21 protein-coding genes are annotated in these 22960 nt (G+C 67.0%); 8 read left to right on the forward strand and 13 right to left on the reverse strand.

Annotated elements, in window-relative coordinates; translation table 11 throughout:
- Positions 1–94 precede the first annotated feature (94 nt).
- The 5 genes from AAFM92_07150 to AAFM92_07170 all read right to left on the reverse strand — a co-directional run bounded on the left by AAFM92_07150 (position 95) and on the right by AAFM92_07170 (position 5154).
- Complete coding sequence (locus AAFM92_07150; protein ID MEL7300145.1) at positions 95–2203, reverse strand: malate synthase G; 2109 nt, start codon at positions 2201–2203, stop codon at positions 95–97.
- 101 nt (positions 2204–2304) lie between these two features.
- Complete coding sequence (locus tag AAFM92_07155) at positions 2305–2460, reverse strand: DUF2256 domain-containing protein (GenBank protein ID MEL7300146.1); 156 nt, start codon at positions 2458–2460, stop codon at positions 2305–2307.
- 58 nt (positions 2461–2518) lie between these two features.
- Positions 2519–4036: an FAD-binding domain-containing protein gene (locus AAFM92_07160; GenBank protein ID MEL7300147.1), complete on the reverse strand. Its 1518-nt coding sequence runs from the start codon at positions 4034–4036 to the stop codon at positions 2519–2521.
- A gap of 29 nt (positions 4037–4065) precedes the next feature.
- On the reverse strand, positions 4066–4785 hold the full coding sequence (locus tag AAFM92_07165) for a YafY family protein (GenBank protein ID MEL7300148.1): 720 nt from the start codon (positions 4783–4785) through the stop codon (positions 4066–4068).
- Entirely contained in the window at positions 4786–5154 is a 369-nt protein-coding gene (locus AAFM92_07170; GenBank protein ID MEL7300149.1) for a VOC family protein, read from the reverse strand.
- Positions 5155–5274: 120 nt separating this feature from the next.
- On the opposite strand from AAFM92_07170, the gene pepN reads away from it, so the two are divergent.
- Complete coding sequence (gene pepN, locus AAFM92_07175; GenBank protein ID MEL7300150.1) at positions 5275–7872, forward strand: aminopeptidase N; 2598 nt, start codon at positions 5275–5277, stop codon at positions 7870–7872.
- 163 nt (positions 7873–8035) lie between these two features.
- Entirely contained in the window at positions 8036–8866 is an 831-nt protein-coding gene (locus AAFM92_07180; protein MEL7300151.1) for a 1-acyl-sn-glycerol-3-phosphate acyltransferase, read from the forward strand.
- Positions 8867–8975: 109 nt separating this feature from the next.
- Here AAFM92_07180 and AAFM92_07185 read toward each other — a convergent pair whose 3' ends face one another.
- Positions 8976–10442: a M20/M25/M40 family metallo-hydrolase gene (locus AAFM92_07185; GenBank protein ID MEL7300152.1), complete on the reverse strand. Its 1467-nt coding sequence runs from the start codon at positions 10440–10442 to the stop codon at positions 8976–8978.
- A gap of 221 nt (positions 10443–10663) precedes the next feature.
- On the opposite strand from AAFM92_07185, the gene gatB reads away from it, so the two are divergent.
- On the forward strand, positions 10664–12166 hold the full coding sequence (gatB, locus tag AAFM92_07190) for an Asp-tRNA(Asn)/Glu-tRNA(Gln) amidotransferase subunit GatB (protein MEL7300153.1): 1503 nt from the start codon (positions 10664–10666) through the stop codon (positions 12164–12166).
- A 75-nt stretch (positions 12167–12241) separates the two neighbouring features.
- Here the strand turns inward: gatB and AAFM92_07195 are convergent, their stop codons facing one another.
- Positions 12242–12499 carry a BolA family protein gene (locus AAFM92_07195; GenBank protein ID MEL7300154.1) on the reverse strand — a complete coding sequence of 86 codons (258 nt, stop codon included), beginning with the start codon at positions 12497–12499 and terminating at the stop codon, positions 12242–12244.
- 74 nt (positions 12500–12573) lie between these two features.
- Between AAFM92_07195 and AAFM92_07200 the strand changes: the two genes are divergently transcribed.
- Positions 12574–13200, forward strand: a complete 627-nt coding sequence (locus tag AAFM92_07200) for a DnaJ domain-containing protein (GenBank protein MEL7300155.1) — start codon at positions 12574–12576, stop codon at positions 13198–13200.
- Here the strand turns inward: AAFM92_07200 and AAFM92_07205 are convergent.
- The 6 genes from AAFM92_07205 to AAFM92_07230 form a co-directional block, all read right to left on the reverse strand.
- On the reverse strand, positions 13193–13630 hold the full coding sequence (locus AAFM92_07205) for a hypothetical protein (protein ID MEL7300156.1): 438 nt from the start codon (positions 13628–13630) through the stop codon (positions 13193–13195). The two genes, AAFM92_07200 and AAFM92_07205, sit on opposite strands and share 8 nt — an antisense overlap.
- Positions 13631–13745: 115 nt before the next feature.
- Complete coding sequence (gene msrB, locus AAFM92_07210; GenBank protein ID MEL7300157.1) at positions 13746–14204, reverse strand: peptide-methionine (R)-S-oxide reductase MsrB; 459 nt, start codon at positions 14202–14204, stop codon at positions 13746–13748.
- Positions 14205–14278: 74 nt separating this feature from the next.
- On the reverse strand, positions 14279–14848 hold the full coding sequence (locus tag AAFM92_07215; GenBank protein ID MEL7300158.1) for a fasciclin domain-containing protein: 570 nt from the start codon (positions 14846–14848) through the stop codon (positions 14279–14281).
- Between the two features lie 104 nt (positions 14849–14952).
- On the reverse strand, positions 14953–15645 hold the full coding sequence (locus AAFM92_07220) for an anti-sigma factor (protein MEL7300159.1): 693 nt from the start codon (positions 15643–15645) through the stop codon (positions 14953–14955).
- Entirely contained in the window at positions 15642–16202 is a 561-nt protein-coding gene (locus tag AAFM92_07225) for a sigma-70 family RNA polymerase sigma factor (protein MEL7300160.1), read from the reverse strand. The genes AAFM92_07220 and AAFM92_07225 overlap by 4 nt, the downstream gene beginning before the upstream one ends.
- Before the next feature lie 43 nt (positions 16203–16245).
- Positions 16246–17631, reverse strand: a complete 1386-nt coding sequence (locus AAFM92_07230) for a sulfatase (protein MEL7300161.1) — start codon at positions 17629–17631, stop codon at positions 16246–16248.
- A 162-nt stretch (positions 17632–17793) separates the two neighbouring features.
- Here AAFM92_07230 and cobS point away from each other — a divergent pair, with 162 nt between their 5' ends.
- The 4 genes from cobS to AAFM92_07250 all read left to right on the forward strand — a co-directional run bounded on the left by cobS (position 17794) and on the right by AAFM92_07250 (position 22911).
- Positions 17794–18777 (forward strand): cobaltochelatase subunit CobS, encoded by a 984-nt coding sequence (cobS, locus tag AAFM92_07235; protein ID MEL7300162.1) that lies wholly within the window; start codon positions 17794–17796, stop codon positions 18775–18777.
- Positions 18778–18830: 53 nt separating this feature from the next.
- Positions 18831–19178, forward strand: a complete 348-nt coding sequence (locus AAFM92_07240) for a hypothetical protein (protein MEL7300163.1) — start codon at positions 18831–18833, stop codon at positions 19176–19178.
- On the forward strand, positions 19171–21051 hold the full coding sequence (cobT, locus tag AAFM92_07245) for a cobaltochelatase subunit CobT (protein ID MEL7300164.1): 1881 nt from the start codon (positions 19171–19173) through the stop codon (positions 21049–21051). Before AAFM92_07240 ends, cobT begins: the two co-directional genes overlap by 8 nt.
- A gap of 87 nt (positions 21052–21138) precedes the next feature.
- Positions 21139–22911 carry an aminopeptidase P family protein gene (locus AAFM92_07250; protein ID MEL7300165.1) on the forward strand — a complete coding sequence of 591 codons (1773 nt, stop codon included), beginning with the start codon at positions 21139–21141 and terminating at the stop codon, positions 22909–22911.
- Positions 22912–22960 lie beyond the last annotated feature (49 nt).

Raw genomic sequence — 22960 nt, forward strand, 5'->3', positions numbered from 1 at the left:
CCTCCCATCAGGGGCCGAGGCCCCCGCCTTCATCTGTCCAAGAATACCTTGGGGGGCCGCGAAGACCCCCGCTTCCGCCGCCTTCAAGCGCGCCTCAGGCCGCCTTCTTCTCGAGCCTCCGGCGATGCAGCACCGGCTCCGTATACCCCGCGGGCTGCACGCGCCCCTCGAAGACGAGATCGCAGGCCGCACGGAAGGCCACCCCGTCATAGCCCGGCGCCATGGCCTCGTAGGATGCGTCGTCCGCGTTCTGCCGGTCCACGACCTCGGCCATCTTCTTCATAGCTGCCATCACCTGCGCCTCGCTCACCACGCCGTGGTGGAGCCAGTTGGCCAGCGCCTGGGAGGAGATCCGGCAGGTCGCGCGGTCCTCCATGAGGCCCACATCGTGGATGTCGGGCACCTTCGAGCACCCCACCCCCTGATCCACCCAGCGCACCACGTAGCCGAGGATACCCTGCGCGTTGTTCTCGATCTCCGAGGCGATCTCTTCATCCGACCAGTTCGGGCGGTCGGCCACCGGGATCGTGAGCAAATCGGAGAGCTTGCCGCGCGGCCCAGCAGTGCGGAGCGCGTCCTGGACGGCCATCACGTCCACGGCGTGATAGTGCATTGCATGCAGCGTGGCCGCCGTGGGCGACGGCACCCACGCGCAGGTGGCGCCCGATTTCGGGTGGCCGATCTTCTGGTCGATCATGTCGCCCATGCGGTCGGGCATCGCCCACATGCCCTTGCCGATCTGCGCGCGGCCCTTGAGGCCGCAGGCGAGCCCGATATCGACGTTGCGATCCTCGTAGGCGGCAATCCAGGGCGTGGCCTTCATGGCGCCCTTGGCGATCATGGGCCCGGCTTCCATGGAGGTGTGGATCTCATCGCCGGTGCGGTCGAGGAAGCCCGTATTGATGAAGGCCACGCGGGACTTCGCGGCACGGATGCATTCCTTGAGATTGGCGGAGGTGCGCCGCTCCTCGTCCATGATGCCCATCTTCACGGTGTTGGCCGGGAGCCCGAGGATTTCCTCCACCGCGCCGAAGATCTCGTTCGAGAATGCCACTTCCTCGGGCCCGTGCATCTTGGGCTTCACGATGTAGACGGAGCCGGTCTGGGAATTGCCGCCCGCGCGCGCGAGATCATGCATGGCGATGAGCACCGTGGAGAGCGCGTCGAGGAGCCCCTCGCCGATCTCGTTTCCGTCCCGGTCGAGCACGGCAGGATTTGTCATCAGATGCCCCACATTGCGCACCAGCATGAGCGAGCGGCACTTCACGGTGAAGTCCGAGCCGTCGGGCGCCTGGTAGGTGGCGTCGCCGTAGAGCTTGCGCGTGACGGTCTGGCCGCCCTTCTCGAAGGTCTCCTCGAGATCGCCCTTCATCAGCCCCAGCCAGTTCGCGTAGGCCAGCACCTTGTCCTCGGCGTCCACGGCCGCCACGCTGTCTTCGCAATCCATGATGGTGGAAACGGCGGCCTCGAGGTTCACGGCGGCGATATTGCCCGGGTCGTCCTTGCCGATCTCGTGGTCAGCATTGACGAGAATTTCGATCTTCAAGCGATTGTTCTCGAAGAGATATCCGCTCCAGGCCGCATCCTGCATCGTGCCGAGGAATTGGCCCTTGTCCTTCAGGGGCGCGGCGGCCACGTTCGTCACCTCCGCCCAGCTCGTGCCGTCGAGCGGCAGCGCCTCGTCAAGAAATGCCTTGGCCCGCGCGATGACCCGCGCGCCGCGCTCGGGATCGTAGCCCTTGCCGCTGGGCAGGTCTCCGAGCGCGTCGGTTCCGTAGAATGCGTCATACAGGTTGCCCCAGCGGGCATTGGCGGCGTTGAGCGCGAAGCGCGCGTTCATGATGGGCACCACGAGCTGGGGCCCAGGCGTGGCGGCGATCTCGGGATCCACATTGGCTGTCTCGATCTCGAAGTCCGGGCCCTCGGGCACGAGGTAGCCGATCTCCTTCAGGAAGGCCTCATAGGCCGCGGCGTCGTGCGGCTGGCCCTTCCGGGCTTTGTGCCAATCGTCAATCTCCGCCTGCATGCGGGCGCGGGTCTCGAGCAGCGCGCGATTTCGGGGTCCGAACTCGTGAACGAGGCGCGAGAGGCCCGCCCAGAACGTGTCTCCCGAGATGCCTGTCCCCGGCAGCGCCCGGTCCTCGATGAAATCGAACAAGGGCTTCGCAATCTGCAGGTCGTGGCGGGCGACGCGGTCGGTCATTTTCGGGCTCCAGTCTTTGATTGCCGCGCAAGCTAGGGCCCGGGTTTCCTATCGGCAACACGGTTTCCCCGCCCTGGCGCGGGGAAATTCTGGGCCTCGCGTCAGTTTTTCTTGCCCGACTTCTCGCGGCGGCAGCGCTCGGAACAGTATTTCACGTCGTCCCAGACCTTTTCCCACTTCTTGCGCCACGTGAACGGGAGCCCGCAGGTGGCGCAGGTTTTCGTAGGAAGATCGGATTTTTTGCGTTGCTTGGGCATCTGGCAATCCTGGGGCTCTGCCCCAGACCCCGAGGTACGGAGCACAAAGAAGGCGGGGCTATAGGTCGAGCGACATCTGGGTCGTGTCGGCCTTCTTTCCAGCCTTTCTTCCGGTCTTGCGCGCACGGTCGCCGGGCATCGGGTCCCGCTGGAAGCCGCGGTCTTTCTTGCGGGAGGCGTGCTTCTTGACGATGGCGTCGGCCTCCGCGCGGAAGGCGGAGCCCTTGCGGACGGCGAAGATCTTCTCCCGGGCCTCCCGCGCGGCCGCGGCGACGTCGACGATGGGCGCAGGATAGCCCGCCACGCCGCCCGCGCGCCAGGGCTCCTGCAGAAGCGCGTCATCGAGATGGGCGATCTCCGGGACCCAGCGGCGTGTGAAGACGCCCGTGGGGTCCTGATCCTTCCCCTGCTTGACGGGATTGTAGATACGCACCGTGTTCATGCCGGTCGTGCCCGATTGCATCTGCGCCTGGGACCAGTGGATGCCGGGCTCGTAATCGGTGAAGCGGCGGGCGAGCACCATGCCGGTTTCGCGCCAGTCGAGCCAGAGGTGATAGCTTCCCACGGCCATGAGCATGGAGCGCATGCGGAAATTGAGCCAGCCGGTATGGGTCACGTAGCGCATGCAGGCATCGACGAAGGGGATGCCCGTGCGGCCCTCGGTCCAGGCGGCGAGGCGCTCGGCGTCCGAGCCCTCGCGGATGCCGCGATAGGCGGGGTGAAGCGCGCGATGCTCGATGCCGGGCTCGTCCTCGAGCTTCTGCATGAAGTGGTCGCGCCAGGCGAGGCGAGATGTGAAGCTTTGCAGCGACCCTGTCCAGCCCTCCCGCGTGCCTTTCACCTCGGCCTTCCGCGCGCCGGCGGCCTGCGCGGCCTCGCGGCCCGAGAGCACGCCGAGCGCGAGATAGGGCGACAGCCGCGAGCAGGCCCACTCCCCCTCCACGGGCGAGGACATGGCCTTGCGATAGGTGCGGCCGCGTTCGGTGAGAAAGCCGCCGAGGAGGCTGAGCGCCGCCTCGCGCCCGCCGGGCTGGCGGCCCGGGCAAGGGTCTGGCGCGAGGCCGAGCCCGGCCGATGTGGGGATGCCGCCGGGCTCCAGCGCGCGCCCGTGGAGCGCGCGGCGCGCGATCATCGGTTCGCGGACGTAGCGCTCGCGCCGGGCGGCCCAGCCGTCACGGCCCTCGAGGCGGCGTACCACGCCCGATTGGGGAAGCTCCCGCCACGGCACACCGCGCGCGGCGCACCAATCCTTGACGGCGAGGTCGCGGGCATAGGTCCAAGCGTTGCCCGTCTCCTCATGGGAGATGATGCCGGTGATGGGCTCCTCCCGCGACAGGCTCTCGAGCACATCGCGCACATCGCCCACGCGGACGAGAAGCGGGATATCGAGCGCGGCGCGCAGGCTCTCGAGGCACTCGGCGATGAAGTCCCATTGCCGGGCGGAGGTGTCGGGCAGCGCCCAGTAGCCCGGCTCCACGACGTAGAGCGCGATGACAGGGCCCGTCTCGGCCGCCGCCGCGAGCGCCGCGTGGTCTTCCACGCGCAGGTCTCTCTTGAACCACAGGATTGTCGCCATGTGCCAGAGCTAGCGAGGGCGTGCGGAAATCAAAGCTGCCGCAAGGTCGCAGCCAGCTCCGGATCGGCCTCGCGGCGCGGATCCTCGCGCTGGTAGAAATCGCGCAGCGTCTGCCCTTTCCGGGGGCGGTAGCGCGGCCCGCGGGCGAGCCCCTCCATGCGATCCACCCGGAACATGCGGAAATCCTGCCGTAGCTCGCACCAGCCCACGAAGGTCCAGACCCGGCCCCAGAACCACATGCCCAGCGGGCGCACGTCGCGGCGCGTCTCGGTCCCGGCGCCGTCGCGGTACTCGAAGGAAAGGATCTCGGAGCCATCCACCGCCGCCTCGATGGTATCGAGCGCCGCGCGGATCTCGGGCGCCATGGTCACGCCGAAGGCGTGGACCTGGAGCCGCCGGGCCCGTGCGCGGAGGTCGTCGTCGATGACGGCGTCGATCTTGGCCATGGCCTCCTCGGCGCCGCGGGCCATCTCGAGCCCGCCCCAGGCCCGCACAAGCCGAGCGCCTGCCACGAGGGCCGCGATTTCCGACCGGGTGAACATCAGCGGCGGGAGGTCATAGCTGTCATCGAGGACGTAGCCGAAGCCCGCCTCCCCCTCGATGGGGACGCCCGTGGCCATGAGATCGGCGATGTCGCGGTAAATGGTGCGCTCGGAGACCTCCAGCCGCTCCGCGAGGCTCCGCGCGGTGACCTTTCGGCCCCCGCGCATGAGCTGGACGATCTCGAAGAGGCGATCGGCCCGGCGCATCTATGCCCTCTCAAACAGGCCCACGGTGTTTCCGTCGGGGTCGGCGACATAGATAAACCGACCGTCGGGCACCGGGATAGGGTCCGAGGTGACGCGGCCGCCGGCGGCGGCGACGCGGGCCGAGATCGCGTCGAGCGTGCCTTCGGCGGCGAGGTGGACGACGGGCCCTGCCCCTTCGGCGGCAGGCTCGCCCAGGCTCAGATGACCGGCGACGCCGCCCTCGGCGGCCTCGAAGAAGGCCATGGGCATCGGATCCTCGCAGCGCGTCATGGTGAGGCCGGTGACGGCGGCATAGAAGCACGCGGCGGCGTCGAGGTCGCGGACACGGATTTCGCCCCAGACGGTGGCGTGTTCGGGTTGGTAGGCCATGGATGTCTCCTGTGCTTGGCTGATGGGCAAGGTTTCGCACACCCCTCCTGACAGCGTCCTGTCAGCATGCTCTTGCACGTGCCCCGCCGCCCGCTACGCTTCTTGCAAAGGAGACCTCCCATGCGCGACGCGGCCCCGACCCACTCCCCGGAAACGATCTACCTCAAGGATTACCGGGCGCCGGCACATTGGGTCGACAGCGTGGAGCTGACCTTCAAGCTGCATCCCACGCGGACGCGGGTCCTGTCGCGCATCGCCTTCCGGCCCAATCCGGACGCCCCGGGGCCCTTCATGCTCGACGGCGAGGGGCTCACCCTCATCTCCGCCACCATCGACGGGACCCCCGCCAATCTCGAGATCGGGCCCGAAAGTCTCACCTGCCCGGTGCCCGACGCGCCGTTCATATGGGAGGCGGAAGTGGAGATCAATCCGGAGGCCAATACCGCGCTCGAAGGCCTCTACATGTCCAACGGCATGTACTGCACGCAATGCGAGGCGCAGGGCTTTCGCAAGATCACCTATTACCCCGACCGGCCCGATGTCATGGCGCCCTTCGACGTGCGCGTCGAGAGCGACCTGCCGGTGCTTCTGTCGAACGGGAACCCGGGCCGATCAGGCAAGGGCTTCGCGGAATGGCACGATCCGTGGAAGAAACCGGCCTATCTCTTCGCGCTTGTCGCGGGCGAGCTTCACGCCACCACCGGGCGCTTCACGACGATGGAGGGCCGCGACGTCACGCTCAACATCTGGGTCCGCAACGGCGACCAGGACAAGACGGATTTCGCCCTCGAGGCTTTACAAAAATCAATGAAATGGGACGAGGATGTCTACGGTCGGCCCTATGACTTGGACATTTTCAACATCGTGGCCGTGGACGACTTCAACATGGGCGCGATGGAGAACAAGGGCCTCAACATCTTCAATTCCTCCGCCGTGCTCGCCTCGCCGGAGACCGCCACCGACAGCAATTTCGAGCGGATCGAGGCGATCATAGCCCATGAATACTTCCACAACTGGACGGGCAACCGCATCACCTGCCGGGACTGGTTTCAGCTCTGCCTGAAGGAGGGGCTCACCGTCTACCGCGACCAGCAATTCTCGGCGGACATGCGCTCGGAGGCCGTCTGCCGGATCGAGAACGTGATCGGGCTCCGTGCCGCGCAGTTCCGCGAGGATGCGGGCCCCCTCGCCCATCCGGTGCGGCCCGAGAGCTTCGTGGAGATCAACAACTTCTACACCGCCACGGTCTACGAGAAGGGCGCGGAGCTCATCGGGATGCTGCACACGCTCGTGGGGGTCGAGGGCTACAAGGCCGCGCTCGACCTTTATTTCGAGCGCCATGACGGCGACGCGGCCACCATCGAGGATTGGCTACAGGTCTTCGAGGACGCCACGAGCCGCGACCTCACGCAGTTCAAGCGCTGGTACAGCCAGGCGGGCACGCCAAGGATCACGGTGGAAGAGATCCATGACGGCGGGACCTACACGCTCATCTTCCGGCAGCGCACGCCGCCCACACCGGGACAGGACACCAAGTCCCCCCAGCACATCCCTCTCCGCCTCGGCCTCCTCGATCAGGACGGCAACGAGGATGTCGCGAGCTTCGTCTTCGAGCTCACCGGGGACGAGGGCCGCGTGAGCTTTGTCCATGACGGCATGCGTTGGCAGCGCGACGGCGCCGCGCAGGGCCCAGCCCCGAAGCCCATCCCGTCGCTCCTGCGTGGCTTCTCTGCGCCTGTCGTCGTCGATTTCCCCACGCCCGCCGCCGAGCGCGCCACGCTTCTGGCCCATGACACGGACCCCTTCGTGCGCTGGGAGGCGGGCCGCGCGCTCACCAAGGAAGCCGTGCTCCAGATGCTCGCCGACGGCACGCCGCCCTCCGAAAGCTACCTTGCGGGCCTCCGCGCCACGCTCGAGGACGCGCGGCTCGACCCGGCTTTCCGCGCCATGGCGCTCTTGCCCCCCTCCGAGGACGAGATCGCGCAAACGCTCTTCGAGGATGGCCAGACACCGGACCCGACGGAGATCCACGCCACCTTCGAGGCATTCATGGGCGCGCGCGCAAGCTATCTGGAAGAGACCGCCCGCGCGCTCTATCCCCAGATGCAGATCGACGGCCCCTACAGCCCCGAGGCGGAGCCCGCCGGCAAGCGTGACCTCGGCAATGCGCTCCTTCGGCTGCTGACACGCGTGGATGGCGGCGATCTTGCCCAGCGGCAATTCGACAACGCCGAAAACATGACCCAGAGCCTCGCAGCCCTCGCCGCGCTGGTGAAGGCCGGCGCGGGAGAGGAAGCGCTCGCGGCTTTCTACGCGCGCTGGCGGCACGAGCGGCTCGTCATCAACAAGTGGTTTGGCCTTCAAGCAAGCCTCGCGCCCGCCAAGGACGCCGCCGAGATCACGGCGGCGCTCACCGACCACCCGGATTTCGAGATGTCCAATCCCAACCGCTTCCGCGCGCTCCTCGGGGGCTTTGCCTCCAACACCGCCGGCTTCCACCGGCCAGACGGCGCGGGCTACGCGCTCCTCGCGGACTGGCTCATCAAGCTCGACGCCAAGAACCCTCAGACAACCGCGCGCATGACCTCCGCCTTCTCCACGTGGCGCCGCTACGATGCGGACCGTCAAGCGCTCATGCGCGAGGCGCTCACGCGCATCGCGGGCAGCACGGGGCTCTCCCGTGACACGGGCGAAATGGTCACCCGCCTCCTCGGCTGAGCCCACCTGCGGAACCGGCCCCGCCGCTGGGCCGTTTCATGCGCAATCCTCCGCGGCGACGCGGAGCCTCTTTCCCAGGCGGGATGCCTGCCTTACATGGGGTCACGAAGCTGTGACCTTCTTCGTGGAATATCGCTGCATGGAAGACCGAGTAGAACCGCTGATGAAAGAGCGCGCCGCGTGGCTCTTCAAGGAGGGGCCCGTGGCACGCCTGTCGAAGGCCGCGCTCTACAGGCTCTTGCGCTATGAACAGACCATCGCATTGGGCAAGGCCATGGACCCGCTCAGCGCCGAGGCCATGATGGTCGAGCTTCAAAGGATGCTGGCCAAGAACGTCGCCGCCAAGGGGCTCGCCAATATCCCGGCCTCGGGCCCCGCGCTCATCGTCGCCAATCACCCCACGGGCATCGCCGATGCCATCATGCTCAATCACCTGATCGGGCAGACCCGCGCGGATGCCTACTACTTCGCCAATCGCGACATCCTGCGCGTGCTGCCGCAGTTCGAGACGATGATCGCCCCCGTGGAATGGCGCGTGGACAAGCGCAGCCACGCCAAGATGCGCGAGACCATGGCCTTCACCCGGCAGGCCGTGGAAGAGGGCCGCCTCGGGGTCATCTTCCCGTCGGGCCGCCTCGCCAAGCGCCGCGGCATCAGGCTCTACGAGCGCCCATGGATGGCCTCGGCGGCGATGATCGCGCGGAAGTTCGACCTGCCGGTGATCCCGGTCAACATCCGCTCGCGGAACTCCGCGCTCTTCTACTTCTTCGATCTCGTGCATCCGTCGCTCCGCGACATCACGCTCTTCTACGAAATGATGAACAAGGATCAGCAGCCCTACCACATCACCGTGGGGGAGCCGATCTCGGCGGCCGCGCTGCCCAAGAACTCCGACGAGGCGATCGATGTGCTGCGGCGCGAGACACTGCGCCTGGGCGATCCGCGGCTCACGCTCGTCTCCCGCAAGATGCGCCCGGCCTCCGCCCTGTTCTGAGCGCCGCCCTCGTCGTTTCCGCGAGGACGCGCCTCGCCCCGGACCACGCAGAGATGCCTGCCGCCATTGCCGATGACCGCGCCGAGAGCGCGCGGCCCGGCCTCGGCTCCTAGAGCGCTTCCATGATCGCGCGGTAGGCCTGCACCAACCGCGCCATGTCGGCCACGCCCACGCGCTCGTTGTCGCCATGGAGGCGCGGCACATCCGAAGGGCCGAAGAGCATCGGGATGAAGCGGTAGGCATCCTCGGCCATCGCCCCGTAATGGCGCACATCGGTGGCCGCGATCGTGAGCCCGGGAACCACGATCACCTCGCCATAGACTGCCTCCGTCGCCGCCCGGAGCGCCGCGTATCCGGCCGTGTCCGCCGAGGAGACGGCGGAGGCTTCCCGGCCCGCGCCGCGCGGCTCGACGCGGATCCGCGGATCATCGATCACGGCCTCCACGTGGGCGATGACGCTCTCCACCGTGTCGCGCGGATGCACCCGGAAATTGACCGTGGCCACGGCCTCGCCGGCCAGCACGTTTTCCTGCGGCGAGGCGCGCAGCATCGTGGGCGCTGTCGTCGTCCGGAGGAGCGCGTTCGTCGTGGCGGCTTTGGAAAGCTCGGCCTCGAGGAGGCCCGCCGTGAGCCACTGATTGGCGAATAGCACCCGGTTGACGCCGCCGAAGGCCGGGGCGAAGCCATCGAAGAACTCCTTCGTGACGTCCTCGAGCCCGCCGGGCACAGGCTCGGCCTCGAGCGCGGCCACGGCCCGGGCGAGGATCCCCACCGCCGTCTCGGGCGGCGGCAGCGAGGAATGCCCGCTCTGGCCCGTGGCCACGAGATCGAGCGTCACGGCCCCCTTCTCGGCCACGTTGATCGAGGCCACCGGCGCGGGCAGACCGGGCAGGACGTCGTCGAAGATGAAGGAGCCCTCGTCGAGCATCCACGCGAAGCGCACGCCGCGCGCCGCCAGCATCTCCGTCGCCGCCGCGGCGCCGAGGCGCCCGCCCACCTCCTCGTCCTCGCCGAAGATGAACCACACGTCGCGGGCAGGCCGTGCGCCCGACGCGATCATGGCCTCCGCGGCTTCGAGCAGCGCGATGACAGATTGCTTGTCGTCGAGCGCGCCGCGGCCCCAGACAAAGCCGTCCCGGATCTCCCCGGCCCACGGGTCCACGTCCCAGTTCGCCAGTGTCTCCGGCGGGACGGGCACAACATCGTAATGCCCGGTGAAGAGCACCGGCGGGAGGCACGCGTCTGCCCCCGGCCAGCGGTAGATGGGCGTCCGGTTGACGAATTCGAGCTCCATGGCGCCGTGCACGCCGGGATAGGCCTCCGGCAGCCAGGCGAGGAAGGCGTCGTAGGGCGCGTAATCGACGGCGCTATAATCGGGGCGGGAGACCGTTCGGAAGCGCAGCGCTTCGCTGAGCCGCCCGGCGATGGCATCTGCGTCCACCTCGGCCACCGCCACCTCGGGCAGCCCCTCCGGCGCGGGCGGGAGCCGGTAGAGGAGCGTGTTGACCCCCATCACGACGACGAGCGTCACGATGAGCACCCCGATCACGCCCAATCCCATCAATATCCGCCGCATGACATGCCTCCCCGCCTCGAGCTACCCGGGAGGTTAGGCGGCAGGGCCCTGGCGACCAAGCGCTGACCTTGCGTCAGCGCCCAGGAGTGCAGCCCTGCCCCGCCCAAGGTCCCGCCAAGAGTTCCGCCGATGGCCCCGTCCAGGGCCGGGTCCAAAGGCGGCTTGAGCGTCCCCCGCGCTGGCGCTACACCGCGCGGGTCACAGCCGCCGTGGAGACCGCCATGCTCGACATCACACCGCCCAAGCCGCGCACCATCCAGGGCGCCAAGCAGGACTGGGAGCTCGTGATCGGGATGGAGGTCCACGCCCAGGTCGCCACGAATGCCAAGCTCTTCTCCGGCGCCTCGACGCAATTCGGCGCGGAGCCCAATTCCAACGTGGCCTTCGTCGACGCGGGCATGCCCGGGATGCTGCCCGTCATCAACGAGGAATGCGTGGCGCAGGCGGTGCGCACGGGGCTCGGGCTCAAGGCGGACATCCATTTGAAAAGCGCCTTCGACCGGAAGAATTACTTCTATCCCGACCTGCCGCAGGGCTACCAGATCTCCCAGCTCTATGAGCCCATCGTGGGCGAGGGCGAGGTGCTCGTGGAACTGGGCGACGGCACCGCGCGCCTCGTGCGGATCGAGCGCATCCATCTCGAGCAGGACGCGGGCAAATCGATCCACGACATGGACCCGCACATGTCCTACGTGGATCTCAACCGCACGGGTGTGGCGCTCATGGAGATCGTCTCCCGCCCCGATATCCGCGGGCCGGAGGAAGCGGCGGCCTACGTGGCCAAGCTCCGCCAGATCATGCGCTATCTCGGCACCTGCGACGGCAACATGCAAAACGGGAACCTGCGCGCGGACGTCAACGTCTCCATCTGCAGCCCCGGCGCCTACGAGAAGTACCGCGAGAGCGGCGATTTCAGCCACCTCGGCACGCGCTGCGAGATTAAGAACATGAACTCCATGCGCTTCATCCAGCAGGCGATCGAGTACGAGGCGCGCCGGCAGATCGCGCTCGTGGAGGACGGCAAGGAAGTGGTGCAGGAGACGCGCCTCTTCGACACGGTGAAGGGTGAGACGCGGTCCATGCGCTCGAAAGAGGAGGCCCATGACTACCGCTACTTCCCCTGCCCCGACCTCCTGCCCCTCGAGATCGAGCAGGGCTGGGTCGATGATATCGCGGCCCACCTGCCGGAGCTGCCCGACGCCAAGAAGGCGCGCTTCATCGCCGATTTCGGGCTGAGCGATTACGACGCCGCCGTCCTCACGGCAGAGACCGACGCTGCGGCCTTCTTCGAGAACGTGGCCGAAATCGACGGGAAACTCGCCGCGAACTGGGTCATCAACGATCTCTTCGGTCGCCTCAAGAAGGACGACAAGGACCTCTCCGAGAGCCCCGTGAGCCCCGATCAGCTCAAAGGCATCATCGGCCTCATCAAGCGCGGCGACATCTCCGGCAAGATCGCAAAGGACCTATTCGAGATCGTCTACACCGAGGGCGGCGACCCCGCAGAGATCGTGGAGGCGCGCGGCATGCGCCAGGTCACCGATACCGGCGCCATTGAGACGGCCGTGGACGAGATCATCGCCGCCAATCCCGCGCAGGTGGAAAAGGCAAAGTCGAACCCGAAGCTCGCCGGCTGGTTCGTGGGCCAGGTGATGAAGGCCACGGGCGGCAAGGCCAACCCGGCCGCTGTGAACCAGATCGTGAAAGCCAAGCTCGGCCTCTAGGTCGGCGCGTCGGGACAGGGCATTCGCGCGGAGACACGGCGGGAGTCACTGTGAGCAGATGCTCGGAAGGCGCGCCTAGGTGCGGATGTCGATGGCCAGCGCGTGGATGCGATCCATGACCTCGGGGCCGAGCGCGGCGTAGATGGCGCGGTGTTGCTGGACGCGGCTCTTGCCCGCGAGCGCGGCGGCGGAAATCGTCAATCTGAAATGGCTCTCGCCGCCTTCCTGAAATCCCGCATGCCCGCGATGCGCCTCGCTTTCATCAATGATTTCAAGGGCCTCAGGGGATAGCTCTGCGCGGAGCTTCGCGTCCATCGTCTCAATCATCCCCATCTTTTTCGCCCTCGGCCCTTTCAACTCAGCGCCGAAACCTTAAACTCGCAAAGCCGAGTCGGAAAGGAGCTCCCATGTCCAAGGACGATCCCTTTGGCTTCGACATGTCCGTGTCGTCCGCGAAGAAGAAGAACTCTCGCGGGCGCAGGGGGATGTCGGGCGCGTTCGAGACGTCCACACGGGTCTGCGACAAGCCCGGCTGCAACGAGCGCGGCCTCTACCGCGCGCCGAAAAGCCCTGACAATCCAGATGATTACTGGTGGTTCTGCAAGGAGCACGTGCGCGAGTACAACCTGAAATGGAACGCGTTCGACGGCTCCTCGGAGCAGGATTACATGGACCAGGTCGACAAGGACCGCGTCTGGGAGCGGGAGACCAAACCCTTCAAGCAATCCGCCGAGGAGCGTGCCTGGGCCCGGCTCGGGATCGACGACGCCCACCAGGTGCTGGGCTCCAACGCCACGCGCAATCCCGGCAAATCCGCCACCGGCTCCCGCCGCCTGCCTGCCACCGAGCGGCGCGCGGTGGAGATCCTCGAAGTGAAGGACAACGCCACGAAGGCCGAGGTGCGCAAAGCCTACAAGGCCCTCATCAAGGTGCTCCATCCCGACATGAACGGCGGCGATCGCAGCCAGGAAGAGCAGCTTTCAGAGGTGGTCTGGGCCTGGGATCAGATCAAGGACAGCCGGAACTTCAAGTAGCGTCGATCCGGGGGACGTAGCGAAAAAGCGTCTCTTGTTCAGCGAGATAGCTCCGGCGCGCCTTGTGCATGCCGTAGAGCGACGCGATCCATGGCAAGACGTACCATGGCTTCGTCGCCGCGGTCATAAGGACGAGCCAGGGGCCAAACATCGTCCCGAAGATCGGCAGCACGATCGTGCCCGCGATGATGCCGAGAAGCGCCGTCGCAAGCACGCCGCCCGCGATGGCGCTGAGCACGCCGCGGGTCCCCTCCCGGCCCAGGCGGTCGCGCACGAGAATCGCGCTTCCGAGCCCGCCGAAGAACGACGCGCCCACCGACATCATCCCGCCGATCTCGGGCCCGACGATCTCCACCATGCCCTGCAGCCCGCCCAGCGCCACATAGCCGAGCAGGCCGCCGGCGCAGGCGCACCCAACGAGGGCCCCCAAAATCAGACGTTCAGCGGGGCTTGGCAGCGTGACTTGCATGGAAAAAAGATACTCCGACGTTCGTTGGCGTCGGAGCTATTGTCGGCTTGCGTCAAAACTTCGGCGAATTGAGGCCTTAAGCGGCCCGAAACAGTAAGGCCACACCATTGAGACAATGGCGTTTTCCGGTGGGTGCCGGGCCGTCGTTGAAGATGTGTCCGAGATGGCTTCCACAGCGCCGACAATGGCACTCTGTGCGGGCGCGGAAGAGCTTCCTGTCGATCTTGGTGCCTATTGCATTGGGCAGCGATTCCCAGAAGCTGGGCCAGCCCGTGCCGCTGTCGTACTTGGCCTCGCTGGCGTAGATCGGGAGCTCGCAGCCCTTGCAGAGATAGGTGCCGGGGGCAAAGTTCTTGTCGAGCGGGGAGGAGAACGGACGCTCCGTGGCCTCCTCGCGCAGCACGCGATATTCGAAATTCGTCAGGCGCGCGCGCCATTCCGCCTCGGTGCGGGTGATCTCGAAGGGGCCGTCGGCCGCGCGGACAGGCAAGGCTGCGAATGCGGCGGCGGAGGCCATGAGGGTGCGGCGGGTCATGATCGACATCGTTCATCCTTTCAGTCGCGCGGCCCGGTTCTCCCGCCCGGGCCGCGCGCCCGGTGCGTTGACCGTTATTTCGGCAGCAGCACCGTATCCACCACGTGAATGACGCCATTGGATTGATTGACGTCGGCGATGGTCACGCGCCCAGCCTGACCGCTTTCGTCAAAGATAAAGACATTCGAGCCCTTCACCTGAGCGGAAAGTGCATCACCTGACAAAGTGTTGAAGTGGAAGAAACCATCCGAGGACGCCCGCGCGCGGGACACGATCTCCGCCGCCGACAGATCCCCGGCCACGACATGGGCCGTGAGCACCTTGGTGAGCATGTCCTTGTTCTCGGGCATCAGCAGCGACTCGACGGTGCCTTCGGGAAGCGCGGCGAACGCCTCGTTCACCGGTGCGAATACCGTGAACGGCCCGGGTCCGCTCAGCGCCTCGACAAGGCCCGCGGCCTGCACGGCGGCGACGAGGGTGGTGTGATCGGCGGAGTTCACCGCGTTCTCCACGATGGTTTGGGTGTCAAACATCGCCGCGCCGCCCACCATCGGGTTCCCGTCGGCATCGGCATGGGCAGCCGCAATGGCCCCGCCCGCGATGAGGGAAAGGGCAGCGCCGAGGGCAAAAGATCTGAAAGTCATGGTCGTCTCCTGTTGAGGCGCCATGGAAAGAGCTCCGGGACGCCGTGATGCCAGAAGTCACGGCGCGCAGAGACAAGAGTTTCAGGAAAGCGTCAGCAGATGCATCACAGGAGCGTGAGTGGCCCAATGGCGAGCACGTCACCCGTGGGCGCACCGGTGGTGGAGCCGCCGGTGGGCTCGTCCGATACGGCGAGCACGGCGCCCACGAGCACGTCTGGCGACGCGCCGCTGAGATCAGCGATCGCGCGACCATCCGCGCCGAAAAGCCCAAGCGATACAGGCGCTTGATCGGGCAAGATCAACCAAAGCTCGTGGTCACGTCCCGCGCCAGGACTGCCAGAGAGGCGCGCCGCGACGAGCTCCCCCGAGGCGCTCTCGTAGCGCGCGCTCACGCTCACGCCCACCTCGCCCTCGAGGCTGGCCTCGAGCACCGTCTGATCGAGCGCCGGGATCACGTAATTCAGTGAAACGAACGCGACGGCTGCCGCGGCCGCCGCACCCACCAGCGCGCCGAAGCCCCAGCGGATGAGCGACGTGGTCGTGCTGGACTGCGCAAAGAGCTCTGCGTCGAGCGCGGCCTTCACGTTCGCGGGCGGCGGCACATCCTCGCCCTCAGCGAGGCCCACGAACTGCTCGCACCAATCCGCATAGAACGCGCGCAGCGCCGGGTCGCGCGCCATGCGCTCCTCGAACACGCGCGCCTCCTCGGCCTCGAGGAGGCCCAGCGCGTACTCGGCCGCGAGGGCGCGATCGTCGTCGCGCTCTCCGCCTTGTGTCTGGTCTGTCCCGTCGCTCATCGCGTCAGGCACTCCTTCAAGCTCATCAGCGCGCGCCTGAGCCAGGTGCGCATGGTGTTCAACGGCACGTCAAAGCGCGTGGCAAGCTCCTGATAGGTGTCCCCTATCATGTAGGCTCTCGCCACGGCCTCGGCGCGATCGGCGGGCAGCTCTCCCAGGCAGGCCCGCAATTTCTCTCCCTCCGACGACGCGAGCGCCGCCTGTTCCGGCGTGGGGCCGCCATCGGCGATACGCTCGAGCACGTCTTCGCCCACGGTCGCCCCCGCTCCGCCCGCCGCCGCCTTGCGCGCGCGCAGGCGGTCGATGGCCAAGTTGCGCGTGACGGTGATGAGCCAGGTCATGGGGCTCAACCCGTTGGCGCGGTAGCGGTCCGCCCGCTCCCAGATCCGGAGATAGGCGTCCTGCAAGGCTTCCTCGGCCTGCTGGCGGTCATTCAAGATACGGAGGCACACGCCGAAAAGTTTCGCCGAGGTCGCGCTATATAGAAGGTCGAAGGCCGCGCGCTCCCGGAGCGCCATGCGCGCGAGGTAGCTTTCGATGTCGTCGCGCGTGGTCATGGGCCCGTGTCTAGCGGCGCGTCCGCCCCCGTGCAACGCAAGCCTAGGCGCGTCTGGAGGATGGCAGATCGGCCGCTGTCCTCGGTGCCGCGGCAGAGGGGAGAAGCGCAATCAGGGCCTCGGCCTCCGGTGGCAGCGCCTGGTCCTCGAGCTTGGCGTCCCCCCTCAGGAGGGTTCTCTTTTCGAGGGGATCCACGCGGTGATCATAGAGCTCTCCCGTGCCGTCGCAGTAGCGGATCAGGCGATGCGTGCCAGAGCGCACGGAGTGAGAAACCCGCGCTTTCTCAGGGGCTTTCTTGAGCGGCACCCGAAACGAGGAAAGCGCGTGGCCGCGGCCCTCGGCCCCCTCGAGCAGAGGCCAGAGGCTTTGGCCGTCGAGCGGGTGCGGCGCGTCTCCTCCGAGCAGCTCAAGGAGCGTGGGATAGATGTCGAGGAGCGAGACGGGCTCCGTCACCCGGCCCACGGGCACCCCCGGCCCGGCCATCATCAGCGGCACGCGGAGCGCGCGTTCCCAAAGCGAGAACTTGCGGAAGGCGAGCTTCTCTCCGAACTGCCAGCCGTGGTCGGACCAGAGCAGGATCAGCGTCGTCTCGCTGAGCCCGGAGGCATCCAGATGATCGAGGAGCCGGCCCACAAGATGGTCCGCATAAGCCACGCAGGCGAGGTAGGCCCGCACGAAAGCCCCGTACTCCGATGTGCGGGAGAGCATGCGCCCGGTCCAGCGCCGGGCCATGGCATTGGCGTGCTGAGGCAGTTGATCGAGCTCGCTCTCATCCTCGATGTCGAAGGCTCGGTTCCCGAGCCCGGGGGGACCGCGCGGGTCCTCCGGGATGCGGTCGAAGAAGCGTTTGGGCGCGATGAACGGCAGGTGCGGCCGGTAGATGCCGTGGGCCCAGAACTGCCGGTCCGCCCCGGGCGTCATCTCTCCGATCATGGCATCGACGAGCCGGTCATCATCGAGCCTCGCCCGCGCGCAGGGGCCGAAATCATCGGGCGGCTTCAGATTGCCGTCCTTCACAGCGCGCGACATGGCCGGAAAGCGCTCGGGACGACGGGGATGGGCCACGTCCCAGTCGGCCCAGTCCTGCCCCGACGCGCCGGTGTGATAGACCTTTCCCGCCATGGCCGTCCGCCAGCCCGCCGCGCGCGCACGGCCCGCGATGGAAAGCCGCTGCCCCGGCGGGAAGGCCATCGCCCAGCTTTCGTCGTTGGAATAGACGCCCGTGCGCCAGGGCCCCTGCCCGAAGAGCGTGGCCGTCCGCGAGGGGGAACAGGCCGGCGAGGCCGCGTAAGCCTGATCGAAACACGTGCCGCGCGCGGCGAGGCGCGCCATGTTCGGGGTGGAGGCATCCGGGTGCCCGCCCAGCGGCGTTATCCAGTCGTTGAGGTCCTCGACCGACAAGAGAAGAATATTGCGAATTTCGCGCACGCGGTGCGGCCTCTCTGGGCGGTCTGCTATGATGAGCTATAAAAAGGCCAATGGCGCGGTGACACAAGCGACGCGTCTCAGAAGCGGGCATGCGGCCCTTGCTCCCGGTTTCGGAATGGGGCAGGCAGACACGACTGCGCCAAGACACGAAGGATTTTCCCCATGGCCGACGGCTCCCTCGATCTCGACATGACACCCACGCGCGAAGTGCAGGTGCGCGATGTGTTCGGTATCGACTCGGACATGGTCGTGCGCGGCTTCGAGGACGGGTCCGAGCGCGTGCCGGAGGTGGATTCCACCTACAAATTCGACCCAGATACCACGCTGGCGATCCTCGCGGGCTTTCACAACAACCGCCGGGTCATGATCCAGGGCTATCACGGCACGGGCAAATCCACGCATATCGAGCAGGTGGCCGCGCGGCTGAATTGGCCCGCCGTGCGCGTCAATCTGGACAGCCACATTTCCCGGATTGATCTCATCGGCAAGGACGCGATCAAGCTGAAGGACGGCAAGCAGGTCACCGACTTCCAGGAGGGCATCCTGCCCTGGGCGCTGCGCAATCCCTGCGCCATCGTCTTCGACGAATACGATGCGGGCCGCGCCGACGTGATGTTCGTCATCCAGCGGGTGCTGGAAACCGACGGAAAGCTCACGCTCCTCGACCAGAACAAGGTGATCACGCCCCACCCCTATTTCCGCATTTTCGCAACGGCGAACACGGTGGGCCTAGGCGACACGACGGGGCTCTACCACGGCACGCAGCAGATCAACCAAGGCCAGATGGACCGCTGGTCGCTGGTGGCGACTTTGAATTACCTGAGCGTCGGCGCCGAAAGCGCGATCGTTCTGGCCAAGAACCCGCACTACAACAACGAGAAGGGCCGTAAGACGATCGAGCGGATGGTCACCGTGGCCGACATGACCCGCACGGCCTTCATGGCCGGCGACCTCTCCACGGTCATGTCGCCGCGCACCGTCATCGCCTGGGCCCAGAACGCGGAGATCTTCCGCAATGTGGGCTACGCCTTCCGCCTGTCGTTCCTCAACAAGTGCGACGAGCTCGAGCGCGCGACGGTGGCCGAGTTCTACCAGAAATGCTTTGACGAAGAGCTGCCCGAAAGCGCGGCCAACATCACGGCGTGAGGACGGACGTCGGCCTTACCGCGGGCGTTTTGGGACTTGTCGCTGCTACGGCCATGGCCGGCGGCGCGTTCGACGCCATTGATCGCGACCTGCGCGCGAACGAGCCCGGGTTCGCCGAAACCCGCTGCCTCGCCCTCAAGGACGCCGTCACGGTCTACGCTCAGATTTTTTCGGCAAACCCGGTCTATGGCCGAGATGAAAGCAAGCGCGCGGCCTTCGACTGGGCCCAGGATCTGGAATTGAGCCGCGTCGGCGCCAACAAGGATGAAAAGGCCCGCCTCATCACCGCCTATCTCGACTATTTTGGGCCCGTGACGGCCTCATCTCTGGTGCCCAATCTGGACATCTACCAACGAGACAAGGCCTATTGTTTGGAGAGGTTCTCACGGTCCGATGAGTAAGCAATCCGACAATCCCGCCGATCCGTTCAAGAAGGCCGTGGCCGAGGCCGCCAAGGTCATCGCCGATGATGCGGAGCTGACGGTTTCCTATTCCGTGGACCCGCCGGGGGCCACGACCGACACGCTGCGCCTGCCGCAGGTCTCGCGCCGAATGACGCGGGACGAGGTGCTGCTCGCGCGCGGCACGGCGGACGCGCTGGCGCTCCGGCACAAGTACCACGACGCGGGCACGTTCAACCGCTACCTGCCGCCCGGCAACATGGCGCGCGATCTCTACGAGGCGATGGAGACGGCGCGCTGCGAGGCGGTGGGCGCGCAGGCCATGCCGGGCACGGCTTCCAACATCGACCACAAGATCGCCAACGAGGCCATGCGCAAGGGCTACGGCGACATCAAGGAGGCCGCCGAGGCGCCGCTTGCCGTCGCCGCGGGCTACCTCATCCGGCACCTGGCCACGGGGCGCGATCTCCCCTCGGACGCCGCCAACGTCATGGACCTCTGGCGCGGCTATATCGAAGGCCAGGCGGGCGGCACGCTCGAAGGCCTCGAGGGCATGCTCGCCGACCAGGCCCAGTTCGCGAAATTCGCGCGGCAGATCATCTCCGATCTGGGCTATGGCGACCAGCTCGGCGACGATCCGGACGATTTCGACGAGAACGAGGAAGACGAAGCCGAGGGCGAACCGGAGGATCAGGACCAGCCTGACAGCACCGGCGAGGATGACAGCGACAGCGAAGACGATGTCGATGCCGCGCCCGAGCAAAGCCAGGAACAGCAGCAGGACGCAGCCCAGGCCTCCGTCACCATGGATGACATGGCCGAGGCGGAGATGGCCGAAGAGGCCGACATGCCCGAGGGCGACGCGCCGCTCGAGCCCCCCTCCCCTCCGCCCCATTCCGAGGCGGACCCGGATTACACCGTCTATGACACCGAGAACGACGAGGAGATCCGCGCCGAAGACCTCGCCGAACCGGCCGAGCTCGAACGCTTGCGGACCTACCTCGATCAGCAGCTCGACCCGCTGAAAGGTGCCGTGAGCCGGCTCGCGAACAAGCTCCAGCGGCGGCTGCAGGCCCAGCAGAACCGGAGCTGGGAGTTCGACCGTGAAGAGGGAATGCTCGATGCGGGCCGCCTCGCGCGCGTCGTGGCGAACCCCACGACGCCGCTTTCCTTCAAGATCGAGAAGGACACGGAATTCCGCGACACGGTGGTGACGCTGCTCCTCGACAATTCGGGCTCCATGCGGGGCCGCCCGATCTCCATCGCGGCGATCTGCGCGGACGTGCTGGCGCGCACGCTGGAACGGTGCTCGGTGAAGGTGGAGATCCTGGGCTTCACCACCCGCGCCTGGAAGGGCGGGCTTTGCCGCGAGGGCTGGCTCGCCGAAGGCCGCCCGCAGCAGCCCGGACGCCTCAACGACCTGCGCCACATCATCTACAAGAGCGCCGACGCGCCCTGGCGCCGCGCGCGCCCCAACCTCGGGCTCATGATGAAAGAGGGGCTCCTCAAGGAGAACATCGACGGCGAAGCGCTCGAATGGGCGCACAAGCGGATGGTGGGCCGCGCGGAAGCGAGAAAGATCCTCATGGTCATTTCCGATGGCGCGCCGGTGGACGACAGCACGCTTTCGGTGAACCCGGCCAATTACCTCGAAAAGCACCTGCGCGACGTGATCGCCATGGTCGAGAAGAAGAAGATGGTGGAACTGATCGCCATCGGGATCGGCCATGACGTGACCCGCTACTACGACCGGGCGGTGACGATCACGGATGTCGAACAGCTCGCAGGCGCGATGACCGAGCAGCTCGCCTCGCTCTTTGACAGCGATCCCCGGGCACGGGCGCGCGTGATGGGCATGAAGCGCGCGAGCTGAGCACGCGGGCGACCTCTCGAAGGATTTCGTGCCTCCGGCGGCCCTCCGGGGGAGGTACAAGGCACAAAGAAGACGGGGACCACCGCCATGTTTCAGACATTCAAGAGCGCGACGACGCCGGAGCAGGGGCCGCCGCGGCTCGCGGCCTTGCGCGCGAAGATGGCGGAGATGGGCGTGGACGGCTTCATCGTGTCACGGGCGGATGCGTGGCAAGGCGAGTACGTCGCGCCTTGCGACGAGCGCCTCGCCTGGCTCACCGGGTTCACCGGGTCCGCTGGCTTCTGTGTCGTGCTCGCAGAGAGGGCCGGTCTCTTCGTGGACGGGCGGTACCGGGTTCAGGCGCGCGCGCAGGTCGCCCCGGACTTCACTACTGTGGACTGGCCAGAGACGACGCTGGCCGTGTGGATCCTCGAGCACGCGCCGGAGGGGTCGAAGATCGCCTACGATCCCTGGCTTCACGTGCCAAGGCAACTCCATGAGCTGGCGCGCCTCGAGGCTGCGGGCCATTCGCTTCAGGCCATTGAGAACCTCATCGACGCGATCTGGGAGGACCGCCCTACCCGGCCCGACGGGCGCGCCTTTTCCCACCCCCTCGAACTCGCGGGGGAAACGAGTGCCTCGAAACGCGCGCGGCTGGGCCAGGACCTCGCGGCAGCGGGCGACGACGCGGCCATCATCACGATGCCCGACGCGATCTGCTGGCTCCTCAACATACGTGGCGCGGATATCCCGCGCATCCCGATCCTGCAAAGCTTCGCCATCCTCCGGGCCGATGGGCAGGTGTCGATCTTCGTGGAGGCCTCCAAGGTGGCTGGGCTGGAGATCGACGCCGAGATCTTTGCGCCGGACACATTCCTGGCGGCCGTCGCGGCCCTGACGGGAACGGTCCGGCTCGATCCCGACAGCTGCCCGGAAGCCGTGCGTGCGGCGGTCACGGCCAGAGTGCACGAAGGGCGCGATCCCTGCCTCCTTCCCAAGGCGCGCAAGAACGCCGCGGAACTCGAAGGCACACGGGCGGCCCACCGGCGGGACGCCGTTGCCATGGTCGAATTCCTCGCCTGGCTCGATGCGCAGCCCCCCTCGGAGGTGACCGAGATCGGCGCCGTGGAAGCCCTCGAGGGATTTCGCCGGGCCACGAATGCCCTCCAGGACATCAGTTTCGAGACGATCTCCGGCGCGGGTCCCAACGCGGCCCTGCCCCATTACCGCGTCTCGGACGAGACCAACCGGACGCTGGCGGAGGGTGAGCTCTACCTCGTCGATAGCGGCGGCCAGTACGTGGACGGGACGACCGACATCACCCGCACCGTGGCGATCGGCGCACCCGACAAGGAGGCAAGGGACGCCTTCACGCGCGTGTTGCAGGGCATGATCGCGCTCTCACGGCTGCGCTTCCCGCGTGGCGTGGGCGGCGCCCATATCGATGCCTTGGCGCGCGCGGCGCTGTGGATGGCGGGACAGGATTTCGACCACGGGACCGGGCACGGCGTGGGCTCCTACCTCTCGGTCCACGAGGGGCCGGCACGCATTTCCCGGGCCTCGACGGTGCCTCTCGAGCCCGGAATGATCCTCTCGAATGAGCCCGGCTATTACCGGGAGGGCGCCTTCGGCATCCGGATCGAGAACCTCATCGTCGTCCAGGACGCGGGCGACCTGGCAGGCGCGGACCCGCGTCCCTGGCTCGATTTCGAAACGCTCACCTACGTCCCCATCGACACCCGCCTCGTCGTCAAGGAGATGCTCACGAAAGCGGAGCGGGACTGGCTCAATGCCTATCACGCCGAATGCGCGGAGCGGTTGACAGGCCAGCTGTCGGAGCGGGCCGAGGCGTGGCTCGCAGGCGCGACATTGGCAGTCTGACACAAACCTGTCAGAAAGGCGCGACACAGTTCTGGCAACCCGGGGGAGA

It is taken from the genome of Pseudomonadota bacterium, from assembly GCA_038533575.1.
GTDB lineage: Bacteria > Pseudomonadota > Alphaproteobacteria > Rhodobacterales > Rhodobacteraceae > Shimia_B.

Excerpts from the sequence above, each read along its gene's own strand:
- msrB (MEL7300157.1), bottom strand. The coding sequence starts at position 14,204 with ATGACCCGCCGCACCCTCATGGCCTCCGCCGCCGCATTCGCAGCCTTG.
- AAFM92_07170 (MEL7300149.1), bottom strand. The coding sequence starts at position 5,154 with ATGGCCTACCAACCCGAACACGCCACCGTCTGGGGCGAAATCCGTGTC.
- AAFM92_07215 (MEL7300158.1), bottom strand. The coding sequence starts at position 14,848 with ATGACTTTCAGATCTTTTGCCCTCGGCGCTGCCCTTTCCCTCATCGCG.
- AAFM92_07240 (MEL7300163.1), top strand. The coding sequence starts at position 18,831 with ATGGCCGGCGGCGCGTTCGACGCCATTGATCGCGACCTGCGCGCGAAC.
- AAFM92_07185 (MEL7300152.1), bottom strand. The coding sequence starts at position 10,442 with ATGCGGCGGATATTGATGGGATTGGGCGTGATCGGGGTGCTCATCGTG.
- cobS (MEL7300162.1), top strand. The coding sequence starts at position 17,794 with ATGGCCGACGGCTCCCTCGATCTCGACATGACACCCACGCGCGAAGTG.
- AAFM92_07155 (MEL7300146.1), bottom strand. The coding sequence starts at position 2,460 with ATGCCCAAGCAACGCAAAAAATCCGATCTTCCTACGAAAACCTGCGCC.
- cobT (MEL7300164.1), top strand. The coding sequence starts at position 19,171 with ATGAGTAAGCAATCCGACAATCCCGCCGATCCGTTCAAGAAGGCCGTG.
- AAFM92_07200 (MEL7300155.1), top strand. The coding sequence starts at position 12,574 with ATGTCCAAGGACGATCCCTTTGGCTTCGACATGTCCGTGTCGTCCGCG.
- AAFM92_07225 (MEL7300160.1), bottom strand. The coding sequence starts at position 16,202 with ATGACCACGCGCGACGACATCGAAAGCTACCTCGCGCGCATGGCGCTC.
- AAFM92_07220 (MEL7300159.1), bottom strand. The coding sequence starts at position 15,645 with ATGAGCGACGGGACAGACCAGACACAAGGCGGAGAGCGCGACGACGAT.
- AAFM92_07195 (MEL7300154.1), bottom strand. The coding sequence starts at position 12,499 with ATGGGGATGATTGAGACGATGGACGCGAAGCTCCGCGCAGAGCTATCC.
- AAFM92_07160 (MEL7300147.1), bottom strand. The coding sequence starts at position 4,036 with ATGGCGACAATCCTGTGGTTCAAGAGAGACCTGCGCGTGGAAGACCAC.
- AAFM92_07150 (MEL7300145.1), bottom strand. The coding sequence starts at position 2,203 with ATGACCGACCGCGTCGCCCGCCACGACCTGCAGATTGCGAAGCCCTTG.
- AAFM92_07180 (MEL7300151.1), top strand. The coding sequence starts at position 8,036 with ATGAAAGAGCGCGCCGCGTGGCTCTTCAAGGAGGGGCCCGTGGCACGC.
- AAFM92_07165 (MEL7300148.1), bottom strand. The coding sequence starts at position 4,785 with ATGCGCCGGGCCGATCGCCTCTTCGAGATCGTCCAGCTCATGCGCGGG.
- gatB (MEL7300153.1), top strand. The coding sequence starts at position 10,664 with ATGCTCGACATCACACCGCCCAAGCCGCGCACCATCCAGGGCGCCAAG.
- pepN (MEL7300150.1), top strand. The coding sequence starts at position 5,275 with ATGCGCGACGCGGCCCCGACCCACTCCCCGGAAACGATCTACCTCAAG.
- AAFM92_07250 (MEL7300165.1), top strand. The coding sequence starts at position 21,139 with ATGTTTCAGACATTCAAGAGCGCGACGACGCCGGAGCAGGGGCCGCCG.